The organism is Streptomyces sp. NBC_00536 (assembly GCF_036346295.1).
Taxonomy (GTDB): Bacteria; Actinomycetota; Actinomycetes; order Streptomycetales; family Streptomycetaceae; genus Streptomyces.
On record NZ_CP107819.1, the window covers coordinates 7409445 to 7423028 of the forward strand.

Below are 13584 nucleotides of genomic sequence, written 5' to 3' on the forward strand. Positions count from 1 at the left end.
AGATACGTTCCCTCAGCGGGACCGCGGGCCCGGCCGGCCCGGTGCGGGCGCCGGCTCAGCGCGTCTCCACCATCCGGGCGAAGACGACCACGTTGCCGTCGTAGCCGCGGGCCTTCGAATAACCGCCGCCACAGGTGATCACCCGGAGTTCCGGCTGGCCGGTGTCCCCGTACACCCGGGCTCCGGGGAAGGAGTCCTTGGCGAAGACCTCCACGCCGTACACCTCGAACACCGCCGTGCGCCCGTCGTAGCGCTGCACCTCGATCCGGTTGCCCTTCTGCAGCGCGCCCAGCCCGTAGAAGACCGCCGGGCCCTTCGCGTTGTCCACGTGCCCCACGATCACCGCCGAGCCCCGCTGGCCGGGCGAGATGCCGTTGAGGTACCAGCCCGCCAGGTTCGGGTCCTGCGGCGGCGGGGCGTCGATCCAGCCCTCCGCGTCCAGCCCGACCGTCATCACCGGCGCGTCCACCTTGATCGACGGGATCCGCACCCGCTGCACCGAGGAGTGCTCCAGCGGCTCCGGCGGCGGCCCGGGCGGCTGCTCCGGCAGCTGCTGCGCCGTCTGGTCCGGCTGCTGCTCCGGCACCTGCCCCGTTACGGGCGTGCTCGGCGCGGGCTGCGGCTGCCCGGGGCGCACCCCGACGGCCGCCGCGGCGGCCGGCTGGGGCGGTCCGTCCTCGAACTCCGCCCCGTTCCGGACCATGGCGAGGCCGGTGAGCATGACGAGGGCGAGCACTCCCCACGGTGAGCGTCTTCGCGACGGAACGGTCTCGTCCCAGCCCATGGTTCTCCCTTCCCGACGCGGGGGTCCCGACCCGCGTTCCGTTCCCACCCCACATGCACTGCTTCGTACGCCCTGCTTCACGCACGCTAAGGCTGTGCGCGCAGGACGGCGAGGGGGGAGGCGCGAACGGGTGGCGGACCCCGGCCGGGCCGGGGCGGGGGGCCGTACGGGATGCGCCCATCCAGGTAATCGTCACATAAATGCCTGACGGGTCGTGACCTGCGGATCCGTCAGATGAGCCCCCGTCGCCTCGGCGTGTCGCTCAACCGGGCGGCCCAAAGGCGGAAATGCGCTGGTTGCGGACCGGGCCGAGGGTTCGTCATGGGAGGCGTTCTCGTCGATGATCCCGGGCGACCACCGCTCCGGGGCGCTTCCCGCTGGAGGTTCCATCATGCGTGCTTCTCGCGCTCTCACCATGACCGCGGCGGTCATCGCCGTCGTCGGACTCGCCACTCCGTTCGCCAGTGCGAGCAGCAACGAGCCGGCCGGCGGCCCGGCCGGCGGACCCGGCGGCGGCGGGCCCGGCGGCGGGCCGAGAAACGTCTCGGTCTCCCCGTACTCGGTGCACCCGGGCGCCTCGATGGAGGTCAAGGCGGAGGGCTGCACCCGCGGCGGCACGGTCTGGTCGCCCGGCAACTTCGAGCAGGCGAACCTGTCGGGCGGGTCCCCGGCCTTCGCCACCGTGCACATCCGGCACAACGCCCGGACCGGGGACCAGAACCTCTCGGTCAAGTGCCACGACAACAGCCTCGTCGCCACCCAGCGCTTCCGGATCCTGGAGGGCCGGGGCGCGCAGGGCGGACTCGGCGGCTCCATCGGCCCGTCCGCCACCGAGACCGCCATCGGCGCGGGCCTCGTGGGCACGGCCGCCCTCGGCGCGGGCATCCACGTGATGCGCCGCCGCCGCCCGGTCCACGGGCGGGTCTGACCGGCAGCCTCCCCGGTCGTGCCCAGCAGCCCGTGAACCGCCGGTCGCCCCGAGTCCTGGCCAGGACTCGGGGCGACCGGCGGTCGATGGTCGACAGTCGATACGGGGCTCAGTGCCCGCGGGCGTTCGTACGGCGCCGGACCGCGTACCCGGTCCCGGCGGCCGCGGCCAGGAGGAGACCCGCGCCCGCGGCCAGTTCGCCCGTGTCCATCCCGGCGACGCTGCCACCGAGACCGCCGCGCACACCGCGCGACGCGGCTGTGGACCTCGTGGTGGGGGTGCTCGTCCCGCCCGCGATGGTGAGATCGGTGGAACCGGTCTCGTTGTTGCAGGTGAAGTTGACGGAGTAACGGGCCCCGCGCCGGGCGTCCCGGTCCACCGTGACCCGTACGGTCTTGCCCTTCGGCACGCTCACGGTGTCGAAGATGCCGGAGGAGACGGTGGTGCTCGCCGCCGTACAGCCGGTGACCGAGAGCACGACCGAACCGCCGGGCGCGACCGTCGAGGGGGCGACGGCGAACCCGAACGAGGTGACCGGCTGGGCCCCCGCCGCGACGGCGCAGGACGCACCGAGCGCGAGGACGGTGCCCGCGGCCCCGGCGACGAGGAGAGCGGTGACTGACGTACGTATCGCGCCCATGGTTCTTCTCCGGATCCCCGAGGAGCAGCTGCGGAACGGTTTCCGCACGTGGGGGGTCGTGCGCCTCGATGTCCGCCACGCTAGGTGCGCCCGCGGTGACCCGCGATCAGGAACGGGCGAATGGGGCATCCCGGTACGCCGAACCGGGGACGGAGGGCCCGCCCCCGGTTTGCCGGAACCCCGGGCGGGTGGGCCTTCGGCGCCGCGCCGCCGGATCAGTCGCCGCCGAGCCCCAGGTGCGGGAACTGCTGGAAGAACGGCTCGGCCGTGGCCGAGACCCCCCGGCTGAACGGCGCGTCGAAGTCCCAGATGAGGAACAGCAGGAACGCGATCAGCGCGCTGAACAGCCCGGCGAGCAGCATCTCCCGGAAGGACCGCCGGATCTGCAAGGTGAAGATCAGCCCCACGGTCACCAGCGCTCCCGCGATCAGGCCGAACCAGACCACCCCCGGCATGGTGGCCCCGGCGCTCTGCAGCCGCGCGCTGCGGGCGTCGTCCACGGCCCCGACCTGGTCCACCAGCGGCTGGTAGGCCTGCCCCTCGTGGTCGGTCTGCGGCGTGTAGTCGGTCACGTCCCGGCGGATCCGGTCGAGCAGCTTGCCGCCCTCGTCCGAGACGTCCCCGCTGTCGGCCATCTCCTTCCACTCCTTCGTGACCACCAGGGACACGTAGGCGTCGACGTCGGCGCGGATCTTGGTGCGCACCGGCGCGGGATAGACCTCGGAGCGGATGCTCACCTCGTGCAGCGCCTGGGCCTCCTGGCGCACGTACTCCTGGGCGGCCCCGCGGCCCTCCCAGACACCCGCGATCGCCAGGCCCAGCACGATCGCGTAGATCACCCCGATCATCATCGTCATGTACTCGATGACGTCGGGGGTCTCGTTGGGATCGTCGTCCTCACCGATCCGCCGGTGGTTGAAGAAAGCGATGGTTAAGACGACGGCGCAGGCCGCTGCCATCGCGAGGGACAGGACGAGCCATTCCGACAAGGCAACTCCCACAAGAAACGAATCGGGTCAACGAAGAGGGCCGACACAGCGGGCCGAAGAAACGGTCAACGCACCGGGCCGGGGTCAGCGCGAGCGCAGCGCGACGATGGCGAGCACGGCGGGGGCCGCCGTGAGCAGGGTGAAGGTGACCGGTGAGATGTGGTGCGCCACCGGTTTACGGGCCTGCGCGTGGTAAGCGGGCCTGGGCACCGGCTTCTTCGCGGGCGGCGCCACCACCGGGGCCGGCGGAGGCGGCGGCGCGGGCGGGGGCGGCGGCGCGGGAGCCCGGTACACCCGGGGCGCGGGCGGCGCCGGTTTCGGGGGCGCGGGCGGTGGCGGCGGGGGCTCGGGCGCCGGCGCGGGAGGCGCGGGCGGGGTGGGCTTCGGGGGCGGCGTGGGCGTGGGTTCGGGTTTCGGCGGTGTCGGTGTGGGCGTCGGAGCAGGGGTGGGCGTCGGGCACGGCGGGGGCGGGGGCGGGGGCGGGGGTGGCGGACAGGGCGGGGGCCACGGCAGGCAGTGGTGCCCGCCGTGGTGGCCGCAGTGGTTCCCGCCGTGGCCGTCGTGGTCGTCGTCGTGATGTCCGCCACCCCGGGAACCCCCGCCACCACCGCGGAGGCTCTCGCTCCGGGCTGCCGCGACCAGCTCGACGACGGTCCTGCCGTCGTCCGGGCCGGGCATCGCGTGGGCGCGGCTATCGGCCACGGCGGGTGTGGCGGACAGCGCCGCCCACACCAGCACCGGGACCGCCAGCAGGCGCCGGGCACAGGGTCTGTTCACCCGGGGAGCATGGGGCCGCGTGCCCTCCGGCACTCCCGCACCAGCCTCCGTTCCTCCGAACGGGCGGAGTTGGGACCGTAGAGGTTTGAGCCACTGGACGGTGGTGTCCGATCGAGCGTCGATCAATTCCCAAAAGGTATTTGTCGGTTTCGATCATTCCCGGCGGACGGGGCTCCTGGTGTGTTTGGTGTGTGACGAAGAACGGACCGCCAATTTCCGCTTTCGCTCGCTCCGTTGGGCAATGATCAGTACATTCGGCTCGGACAGCTGTCCGAGACGCCCGGACACCGACGGACTACGCTTGGAGACCCCGATGGAGCGACCCGCCTGGGCCCCGCCAGGCATCGACATATCGGTGCCGAGCGTGTCCCGCATCTACGATTACTACCTCGGCGGCTCCCACAATTTCGAGGTCGACCGCCAGGCCGCCCGCCGGGCCATGGAATTCATCCCGGGGCTCCCCAAGATCATGCAGGCCAACCGGGCATTCATGCGCCGCGCCGTCCGGTACGCCGTCTCCCAGGGCGTCACCCAGTTCCTCGACATCGGGTCCGGCATCCCGACCTTCGGCAACGTCCACGAGATCGCCCAGGCCGCCAGCGACGAGGCCCGCGTCGTGTACGTCGACCACGACCCGGTCGCCGTCGCGCACAGCCAGGCCGTCCTGGCCGGCACCGAACGCACCGGCATCGCCGCCGCCGACCTGCGCAAGCCGGCGGACATCCTGGCGAGCCCCGAGGTGACCGGGCTGCTCGACCTGAACCGGCCGGTGGCCCTGCTCCTGGTCGCGGTCCTGCACTTCCTGGAGGACGCGGACGAGCCGTACGCCGCCGTCGCCGAGCTGCGCGACGCGCTGGCCCCCGGCAGCCTGCTGGTCCTCACGCACGCCTCGTACGAGGGGGTTCCGGTCGCGGAGGAGGTCGCGGGCGGGGCCGTCGGCGTCTACCGGGACATCCGCAACCCGCTGGTCATGCGCAGCGGTGCGGAGATCGCGGGCTTCTTCGACGGGTTGGAGTGGGTGGAGCCCGGGCTCGTCTCCATGCCCGAGTGGCGGCCGGAAGGCCCGCAGGACGGCGAGGTCCAGGAAGATCCGTACGCCTTCTCGGGCTTCGCGGGCGTGGGACGCAAGGCGTGAGACTCCCGGCACAGACGGCGGGGCAGGCGGACGCGGTGGCACCGGCGACGGCCGCGCCGGGTGCGGGCGTACCCGCGCCCGCACCCGCATCCGTACCGGCGCCCGTTCCCGTTCCTGCGTCCGTTCCCGTTCCCGCGACGGCGGCTCCCCGTGCGGTGACGGCGGCGGCGCCGACCGCACCGGCCGCGGGGCTGCCCGCCGATCCGGAGGACCGCATCGGGCGGTTCGCGACCATCTGGAGCCGGGCCATCTTCCCGGTCACCGCCACCTCGCTCACCCGGGTGGAGTTCGAACGCCATCTCGTGCCGCTCGCCCGCACCCTGGCCGAGGCCCTGCACGCCCGGCCCTTCGACGCGTCCGTCGGCCAGCGCGTCGGCACCGAACTCGTCGCCGTGCACTGCACCGACCCCGAGGCACTGGCGGGCACCCTCGGCGTGGTCGAGGCCTACCTTGTCCTGTACTGCGGCCCGGACGGCAGCGGGGTGGACGAGTCCGAGGAGTACCGGGCCCGGTGCGCCCGGCTCCAGCACGGGATCGCGGCGGGCTTCGCCCGGGCGCTGCGGGAGCGCACGCTCAAGGAGCAGGAGGCCATCGCCCGGTCCGCGCTGACCGCCCGGATCGACGCCCAGCAGGCCCTGCACGCCAGCGAGGCGCGCTTCCGCGCGGTCTTCGAAGGCGCGGCGATCGGCATCGGCATCGCGGACCTCCAGGGCAACGTCCTGGAGGTCAATGACACGCTGCTGCAGATGTTCGGCGGCCTGGAGGGGCACGTCCGCAGCCGCAACGTGAACGAGTGGAGCCACCCGGACGACACCCCCCACGTGTGGCGGATGTACGGGGAGCTGGTGCGCGGCGAACGCGAGAGCTACCGCGTGGAGAAGCCGTACTACCGGCACGACGGGACCGTCCTGTGGACGAACCTGACGGTGTCCCTGCTGCGGGACGCCGAGGGCACGCCGCAGTACCAGCTGGCCCTGATGGAGGACACCACCGAACGGCGGCTGCTGAACCTGCGGCTGCGCTACGAGGCCACCCACGACGCACTGACCGGACTGCCCAACCGGACCCTCTTCTTCGAACGGTTGGAGAAGGCACTGGGCGGGGCGGGGGGCGCCCGCTTCGGCCTGTGCTACCTCGACCTGGACGGCTTCAAGACGGTCAACGACAGCCTCGGCCACTCGGCGGGCGACCGGCTGCTGGTGGAGGTCGCGGACCGGCTGCAGAGCTGCGCCACCGGGCCCGGGGAGGTCGTCGCCCGGCTGGGCGGCGACGAGTTCGTGGCGCTGACCACCGGACCGGAGACCGAGGAGAAGGTGACCGACCTGGCGATGCGGATCCTGTCCGTCCTCGCCACCCCGATCCGCCTGGAGGGCCGCGAGCTGACGGTCCGGGGCAGCATCGGCATCGTGGAGGGTCCGGCGGGCTCGCGGACCGCGGCCGAGGTGCTGCGCAGCGCCGACATCACGATGTACCGGGCGAAGGCGGCCGGGGGCAACCGCTTCGAGTTCGCCGACGAGGAGGCGGACGCCCGGGCGATCACCCGGCACGGCCTGACCAACGCGCTGCCCGCCGCCCTGGAACGCGGTGAGTTCTTCATCGAGTACCAGCCGCTGGTGCACATGCACGACGGCAGCGTGCACGGTGCCGAGGCCCTGGTGCGCTGGTCGCACCCGCAGTACGGGGTGCTCGGACCGGACCGGTTCATCCCGCTCGCCGAACGGACCGGCCTGATCGTGCCGCTCGGCCGCTGGGTCCTGGAAGAGGCGGTCCGCCAGGCCCGCAACTGGCAGCGCGAACACGGCGGTTCCGCCCTGCGCATCAACGTCAACCTCTCACCGACCCAGCTCCACCACCCCGGCCTGGTCGCCGACACGGTGGCGGTGCTGGAGAACTCCGGCCTGGCCCCCGGCGCGCTGTGCCTGGAGGTCACCGAGTCGGCCCTGATCGGCGCCGATGACGAACTCCTCGAACCGCTGCGGCGGCTCGCCGCGCTCGGCGTGGACATCGCCCTCGACGACTTCGGCACCGGCTACTCGAACCTGGCGAACCTGCGCCGTCTCCCGGTGAGCGTCCTGAAACTGGACCGCTCCTTCACGCAGGGCATGCAGCAGGAACCCGCGAACCCGGTCGACGTGAAGATCGTGGAGGGCATCGTCGCCCTGGCCCACAGCCTCGAACTGGCCGTGACGGTCGAGGGAGTAGAAACCGGCGTCCAGGCGGCCCAACTCCGCGCCCTCGGCTGCGACACGGCCCAAGGCTGGTACTACGCCCGCCCCGGCGCCCCCGACCGCATCCACGCCCTCTCCCTCCGCGACGCCGTCCCCACCCCGGGCTAGGGCGTGTTTTAAAAGTTCCGCCTGGCCCGCGACGCCTGGCACCGCGCCTCGCTGCGTTGTCGGAACGCCCGATTACGTCCAGTAGGCGGGCGATCCTCCGCCTTGCGATGCACGGCGCCAGACGCCGCGGGCCGCGCCCTCCGGGCGCCCGGCGCTACTTTTAAAACACGCCCTAGGCGGTCAGCCGATCCCGGTGACGACCGAGGCAACGGACAGGAACAGCGCGCCCAGGGCCCCCGCGCAGCCGTAGAGCCGCACCTCGGGTCGGGCGTCGTATCGGCGGACATAGCGGGTGGTGGCCGCGGCGAAGGCCAGGCCGCCGGTGATGAACCAGGGTCCCCACAGGTAGAGGTACCAGTGGGTCAGCCCGGCCAGATCCGGCGCGACGACGCGTGCTCCGGCCTCCACCAGCACCCCGTGGACGACGAACAGGCAGCCGTGCCAGATGAGGAGCACCGTCGCGCCGGCGCCACAGAACACCGTGAGCCGGCCCGTCCACGTGCCGCGGCGCCGCGTCAGGCCGATGCCGACCAACGCCCCGAAGAGCTTCAGCAAACCGGTCACCCACAAGACGGCCAGGAACCACGTCACCCGGTCCTCGGCAAGCTTCACCAGCGACGGAGCCACCGTGGACCGCGCGCCGAAGGTGCTGCCCAGAGCCCAGATGAAACTGGGTACCGCGAACAGAACTCCCCACGCCCCAGCGGCAAACCCGGGCCACCTGCCCATACGGAGGCGGAGCGGCCGGCTCGTGGCCGGACGTACCGGCCTGTCCAATGAATGCTCGATCGTCGTCACGACTCCACCGTCGCCGAGCCCCGACGACAGGGCGTCGTCCCCGCGAACGATCAGGCTCCCCCGCACGGGGGAGTGCCCCTCGACGCGCCACCGCCACCGACCGGGCGCCGTCCTGGTCGGCCAGGTCGGGAATCAGGCGCCGCGCCTCCGAGCTCCAGAAACGGGTCGGGGTTCGGGTTCGGTCCGGCGGTACGGGGTCAGTCGAGCCCCGCTTCGATGCCGCGGCCGGGCTCGCGGACGGCTGCCAGGACGCGTGCCTGGCGGGCGGAGGTGTCGGCCAGCAAGTGGGCCGCGGCCGGGAGCCGTTCGGCTTCGTAGGTCTCCAGGATGTGCTCCGCGCCGGGGTCCGCCAGGGCGGCGCCGAGGACACGGGCGAGGGTGGCGGCGTCCTGGATGCCGGTGTTCATGCCGAGCCCGCCGGCTATCGGGTGGACGTGTGCCGCGTCTCCGGCGAGGAAGCAGCGGCCCTGCCGCATCCGGTCGGCCATCCGCACGTTGACCCGCCAGGCCGAGGCCCACGTCACCTCGGCCAGCCGGATCCCCGGCATCCGGGCGTGCCGGTCGAAGAGCCGCTGGAAGCTTTCGAGGGAAGGGGCCACCCGCTCGCCCCGGTGGTCCGTCTCCGGTGAGGCCTGCAACTGGAAGACCTCCGTCCCCGGTATCGGGCAGAGCATCATCGCCCCGCCGTCCGAGGTGAACCACTGGTGCCAGTGGTCCCGGCTCAGCCCGGCCGCCGTCACGTCTCCGATGACCATCGCCTGCTCGTCGTCGGTGCGTCCGTCGAAGCGGATGCCCAGCATTTTGCGGACGGTGGAGCCTCCCCCGTCGCAGCCGGCCAGATAGGCGGCCCGCAGCGTCCGCCCGTCCGTGAGGGTCGCCCACGCCCCGGCGGCGTCCTGGCCCACGGCCTCGACTTCGGCGTCGTATTCGACCAGGACACCGGACTCGGCCAGCCGGTCGCGCAGGATCTCCTCGATCTGCCATTGGCCTATGAAGACCGAGGAGCCGTCGCGGGGGGTGTCGTTGATGTGCTCCCCGTCGAAGTACTTGCGGAAGACCAGGCCGGTGCCGCCCGTGGAGGTCATCCGATCGGCGACCCCGAGGGTCTCGAAGATTTCGAGGCTGCCGAGGTGCAGGCTCTTGCCACGCGACTCTCGGTGCGGTGTGGACCGCCGGTCGATCACCCTTACCCGGGCGCCCCGGCGGACCAGGTCACAGGCGAGGGTGAGGCCCGTCGGCCCGGAGCCCACGATCAGTACGTCCACTGCGTCTGCCGCGTCCGCTGTGTCTGCCACGTCCGCTACATCTGCTACGTCCACTACGTCCGTCATCGGAGATTCCTTCGTCGGTCTGGTCGCTGCTGTCGGCGTGACTCCAGTGAAGCGGCCGTTCGCAGAAAAAGCAACCCGGTCACAAAAATAACTTGGTTGCGAAATATCTGCTAGCCTGTGGGCATGGACAACACGAGTGCCCCCCAAGCGACCGGTCTGCGCGAGGCCAAGAAGCAGCGCACGCGGCAGCTGCTCGCCGCGACCGCGCTGGAGCTGTTCCTGGAGCGCGGCTTCGACGCCGTCTCGGTCGCGGACGTCGCCGCCGCCGCGGAGGTCTCCAAGCCCACCCTGTTCCGGTACTACCCGAGCAAGGAGGACCTGCTGCTGGACCGCTTCGCCGATCACCAGGACGAGGCGGCACGTGTCGTGCGCGAGCGGCCCGCCGGGCAGACGCCGGTCGAAGCCCTGCACGCCCACTTCATCGCGGGCCTCGCCGCCCACGACCCGATCACCGGCCTCTGCGATCACCCGAACGTCGTCGTCTTCCAGCGGCTGCTCTACTCGACCGCGAGCCTCGAAGCGCGCCTGGCCAACTACACGGCGCGCGAGGTGGAACTGCTCGCCGCCGTACTGGCGGCGGAGGCGGAGGCGGAGACGGAAGCGGAATCACGAGGAGCAGTGCAAGCGGAAGTGGAAGCGGGACCAGTGGCGACGGGAGCGGTAGGGGCGCCGTCGCTCCCGGCCCGGCTGGCCGCCCTGTATCTGGTGACCGCCCGCCGTGAGCTGGGGCGCGCGAACTGGCTCCGCATGGACGCCGGGCAGAGCGCGGCCGAGGCGCTCCCGGCCGCGGTGGCCGATGCCGACGCGGCCTTCGCCATGCTGGCCGAGGGGCTGAACCGCACCCTGCCCGGCCGCACCCCGCTCGCCCCGACCCCCGCCCCGACCCCCGCCCCGACCTCCACCCCCTCCGGAACGGATCAGTAGGTCACGGTGATCCGCCGTGCGGGGCCGTCCACCCGCACGACCCCGCCGTACGGAATCACCACCTGGGGATCCGTGTGCCCCAAGTCCACGTCGAAGACGGCCATCAGGTCCGGGGCGTAGGTCTTCAGCGCCCGCAGTACGGCCTCCCGCTGCTCCTCGGCGTACCGCAGCCTGCCCTCGATGTCGTGGGGCTGGTCGAAGGACCACGCCTTCGCGCGGCCCATCATCAGAGCGGAGAACCGGGCGAGCAGTCCGCGCTCACCCATGCAGCGCAGGATCCGGAACACCTCCTCCGCCCGGGGCATTTCCTCGGACGTCTCCAGGAACAGCACGCCGCCCTCGGCCGCCTCCGGCGCCGCCGCGACCTCCCGGTCGGCCATCAGCAGCCAGGAGAGGATCTCCAGATTGCCGCCCCACGCCCGCCCCTCGGCCACTCGGTCCGGCCGGTGCCAGATCCAGCCGGCCCCGGCACGGTCCTCGGGCTCGGCCTCGAAGGTGGCGGGATCGGCCCAGTCGCGGTCGGTGTCCCGGAAGCGTGCGGCGGGCCGGAGTTCATGGGGGCCGGAGGTGAAAAGGGCCGCCCGGATCGAAGCGGCGGTCACCGGGTGGAGCGCGTACGGCCGCCCGAGCTCGGTCATCACGCAGGCGCCGTGGTAGGCCACGATGCCGAGGTTCCGCAGGAAGAGCAGCAGGCAGGTGTTGTCGCTGAACCCGAAGAACGGCTTCGGGTGGGCGCGGATCAACTCCCGGTCCAGCAGCGGCAGGACGGTGAGCTGGTCATCGCCCCCGATGCTCGCCATCACCGCCTTGGCGGTCGGATCGGCGAACGCGGCGTGGATGTCGTCGGCGCGCTCCCGGGGTGTGGAGCCCATCTTCCGGGTCGCCGGATACTCCACCGGCTCCAGCGCGAACTCCTCCCGCAGCCGCGCCAGCCCCAACTCGTAGGGGAGCGGAAGGATCCCCGGCAGGCCGGAGGAGGGGGAGATGACGGCGATGCGGTCGCCCGGTGCGGGCTTGGGCGGATACGACGGAACGGGTGGCTCGGCAATCGGACGTGAAGGGGTGCTCATGCGGGGACACTACGGGCGCGATCCGGCCCCGGGCAGCCCGATTTCCCCTGACCGCCGCCCGGCCCCCGCCTCGGCCCACCGGGATTCGCCTCAGTCCACCAGGATCCGCCTCAGTCCACCAGGATCCGCCTCAGTCCACCGGGATTCGCCTCAGTCCACCAGGATCCGCCTCAGTCCACCGGGATCCGCCTCAGCCCACCAGGATCCGCTTCAGCTCCCGGGCCGCGCGCGGCGGGGCCACGTCCGTGCGGTGGGCCAGGGCGATCGTCCGGCGCAGGGGTGAGCCCGCCAGCGCGGTGGTGCGCAGCCCCTGACCCGCATGGTCGACGACCATCGCCGGTACCACCGCGATCCCCAGCCCGGCCCGGACGAACCCGAGCACCGCGTCCATCTCACCGCCTTCGACGGTGAACACCGGCTCGAACCCCTCGGCCCGGCAGGCGGCCACCGTCAGTTCCCGCAGGTCGTAGCCGTGCCGGAACATCACCATCGGCTCCTGCCGCAGATCCCGGATCCGCAGCGGCCCGCCATCGCCCGGGGGCGGCAGCTCCGCCGAGGAGACCACCACCAGGTCCTCCGTCAGCAGCTCGACCGTCGTGAGCGCGGGCGCCGACGGCGGCAGCGGCAGCGTGACCAGGGCCAGGTCCAGGGCCCCACGGGCCAGTTCGCGCACCAGGTCCAGCGAGCCGCTCTCCTCGATCAGCAGCTCGATCCCCGGGTGCGCGGTGTGGAAGGCGCGCAGGACGTCCGGCAGCAGGCCCGTGCACACGCTCGGCGTGGCCCCCAGTCGCACCCGTCCGCGCCGCAGCTGCGCCAGTTCCTGCACTTCCAGCCGGGCCGTGTCCGCGTCCGCCAGGATCCGCCGCGCGAGCGGCAGCAGGGTCTCGCCCGCGTCCGTCAGCGCGATGTTGCCCCGCGCCCGGCTGAACAGCTCCGCCCCCAGCTCCCGCTCCAGGGCCTTGATCTGCTGGGAGAGCGACGGCTGGGCGACGTGCACCCGCTCCGCCGCCCGCGTGAAGTGCCGGGTCTCGGCCACGGCCACGAAGTACACGAGCTGCTGGAATTGCATCGTCCCAGCTTAGACCACCTGATAGTCGCCACCTATCAAGATGAGCCTCATCATGTCTTGGACCTTTGAGGTCCTTGGTCCCTAACGTCTGGACCCATGGCTCTGGCAACGCGGACGGGCCGACGGCCGTCCACCACGCGCACGCTCTGGGACTCCTCCGTCGGCAAGAAGACCGTCATGGCGGTGTCCGGGCTGATCATGCTCGCGTACCTCGTCGTCCACATGCTCGGCAACCTGAAGATCTTCTTCGGGGCCGGGGAGTTCAACGGCTACGCGGCCTGGCTGCGCCACATGGGAGCGCCCGTCCTGCACAGCCACTGGGGACTGTGGATCGCCCGGATCGTCCTGCTCGCGGCCGTCGTCGCGCACGCCGTCTCCGCCTACCAGCTGAGCCGCCGCGACATCAGGGCGCGCCCCGTCAAGTACGCCCACAAGCGGCGGCGCGCCAGTTACGCGACCCGCACGATGCGCTGGGGCGGGGTGATCCTCGGCCTGTTCATCGTCTGGCACATCCTCGACCTGACCACCCTCACGGTCAACGAGCGGGCGCTGGAGGGGCATCCGTACGAGAACGTCGTCGCGACCTTCTCCACCTGGTACGGCAACGTCATCTACATCACCGCGATGGCCGCCCTCGCCCTCCACGTCCGGCACGGGTTCTGGAGCGCGGCCCAGACCCTCGGAGCGGGCAACGCCCGCCGCGACCGGGCGCTCAAGGCCCTCGCCAACCTGTTGGCCCTCGTCCTCTTCGCGGGATTCGTCTCCGTCCCCGTCTCCGTCATGACCGGATTGGTGGGCTGACC

At 72.1% G+C, this 13584-nt stretch carries 14 protein-coding genes; 5 read left to right on the top strand and 9 right to left on the bottom strand.

What is annotated here, in order from left to right; genetic code table 11:
• Positions 1 to 55: 55 nt before the first annotated feature.
• Entirely contained in the window at positions 56 to 784 is a 729-nt protein-coding gene (locus OHS33_RS31590; RefSeq protein WP_330333824.1) for a class F sortase, read from the bottom strand.
• A gap of 391 nt (positions 785 to 1175) precedes the next feature.
• Here OHS33_RS31590 and OHS33_RS31595 point away from each other — a divergent pair, with 391 nt between their 5' ends.
• Positions 1176 to 1712, top strand: coding sequence for a hypothetical protein (locus tag OHS33_RS31595; protein WP_330333825.1), 537 nt, complete (start codon positions 1176 to 1178; stop codon positions 1710 to 1712).
• A 109-nt stretch (positions 1713 to 1821) separates the two neighbouring features.
• Here the strand turns inward: OHS33_RS31595 and OHS33_RS31600 are convergent, their stop codons facing one another.
• The 4 genes from OHS33_RS31600 to OHS33_RS31615 form a co-directional block, all read right to left on the bottom strand.
• The gene (locus OHS33_RS31600; RefSeq protein ID WP_330333826.1) at positions 1822 to 2352 is read right to left on the bottom strand and encodes a hypothetical protein; all 531 of its coding nucleotides are present in this window, start codon (positions 2350 to 2352) and stop codon (positions 1822 to 1824) included.
• Between the two features lie 215 nt (positions 2353 to 2567).
• Complete coding sequence (locus OHS33_RS31605; RefSeq protein WP_330333827.1) at positions 2568 to 3341, bottom strand: bestrophin-like domain; 774 nt, start codon at positions 3339 to 3341, stop codon at positions 2568 to 2570.
• 84 nt (positions 3342 to 3425) lie between these two features.
• Complete coding sequence (locus OHS33_RS31610) at positions 3426 to 3551, bottom strand: hypothetical protein (protein ID WP_330333828.1); 126 nt, start codon at positions 3549 to 3551, stop codon at positions 3426 to 3428.
• Complete coding sequence (locus tag OHS33_RS31615; protein ID WP_330333829.1) at positions 3517 to 3849, bottom strand: hypothetical protein; 333 nt, start codon at positions 3847 to 3849, stop codon at positions 3517 to 3519. Before OHS33_RS31615 ends, OHS33_RS31610 begins: the two co-directional genes overlap by 35 nt.
• 582 nt (positions 3850 to 4431) lie before the next feature.
• On the opposite strand from OHS33_RS31615, the gene OHS33_RS31620 reads away from it, so the two are divergent.
• Together OHS33_RS31620 and OHS33_RS31625 are read left to right on the top strand one after the other, a co-directional pair.
• Positions 4432 to 5253 carry an SAM-dependent methyltransferase gene (locus OHS33_RS31620; RefSeq protein ID WP_330333830.1) on the top strand — a complete coding sequence of 274 codons (822 nt, stop codon included), beginning with the start codon at positions 4432 to 4434 and terminating at the stop codon, positions 5251 to 5253.
• Positions 5254 to 5408: 155 nt separating this feature from the next.
• Complete coding sequence (locus tag OHS33_RS31625) at positions 5409 to 7589, top strand: putative bifunctional diguanylate cyclase/phosphodiesterase (RefSeq protein WP_330335283.1); 2181 nt, start codon at positions 5409 to 5411, stop codon at positions 7587 to 7589.
• 180 nt (positions 7590 to 7769) lie between these two features.
• Here OHS33_RS31625 and OHS33_RS31630 read toward each other — a convergent pair whose 3' ends face one another.
• Together OHS33_RS31630 and OHS33_RS31635 are read right to left on the bottom strand one after the other, a co-directional pair.
• The gene (locus OHS33_RS31630; protein ID WP_330333831.1) at positions 7770 to 8387 is read right to left on the bottom strand and encodes a DUF3995 domain-containing protein; all 618 of its coding nucleotides are present in this window, start codon (positions 8385 to 8387) and stop codon (positions 7770 to 7772) included.
• A gap of 197 nt (positions 8388 to 8584) precedes the next feature.
• Positions 8585 to 9682 (bottom strand): FAD-dependent oxidoreductase, encoded by a 1098-nt coding sequence (locus OHS33_RS31635; protein ID WP_330333832.1) that lies wholly within the window; start codon positions 9680 to 9682, stop codon positions 8585 to 8587.
• Positions 9683 to 9841: 159 nt separating this feature from the next.
• On the opposite strand from OHS33_RS31635, the gene OHS33_RS31640 reads away from it, so the two are divergent.
• On the top strand, positions 9842 to 10642 hold the full coding sequence (locus OHS33_RS31640; protein WP_330333833.1) for a TetR/AcrR family transcriptional regulator: 801 nt from the start codon (positions 9842 to 9844) through the stop codon (positions 10640 to 10642).
• Here the strand turns inward: OHS33_RS31640 and OHS33_RS31645 are convergent.
• Together OHS33_RS31645 and OHS33_RS31650 are read right to left on the bottom strand one after the other, a co-directional pair.
• The gene (locus OHS33_RS31645; RefSeq protein ID WP_330333834.1) at positions 10636 to 11712 is read right to left on the bottom strand and encodes a S66 family peptidase; all 1077 of its coding nucleotides are present in this window, start codon (positions 11710 to 11712) and stop codon (positions 10636 to 10638) included. The genes OHS33_RS31640 and OHS33_RS31645 overlap by 7 nt on opposite strands.
• 190 nt (positions 11713 to 11902) lie before the next feature.
• Positions 11903 to 12781: a LysR family transcriptional regulator gene (locus OHS33_RS31650; protein ID WP_330333835.1), complete on the bottom strand. Its 879-nt coding sequence runs from the start codon at positions 12779 to 12781 to the stop codon at positions 11903 to 11905.
• Positions 12782 to 12877: 96 nt separating this feature from the next.
• Between OHS33_RS31650 and OHS33_RS31655 the strand changes: the two genes are divergently transcribed.
• Positions 12878 to 13582 carry a succinate dehydrogenase gene (locus tag OHS33_RS31655; protein WP_330333836.1) on the top strand — a complete coding sequence of 235 codons (705 nt, stop codon included), beginning with the start codon at positions 12878 to 12880 and terminating at the stop codon, positions 13580 to 13582.
• The last annotated feature ends 2 nt before the right edge of the window (positions 13583 to 13584 follow it).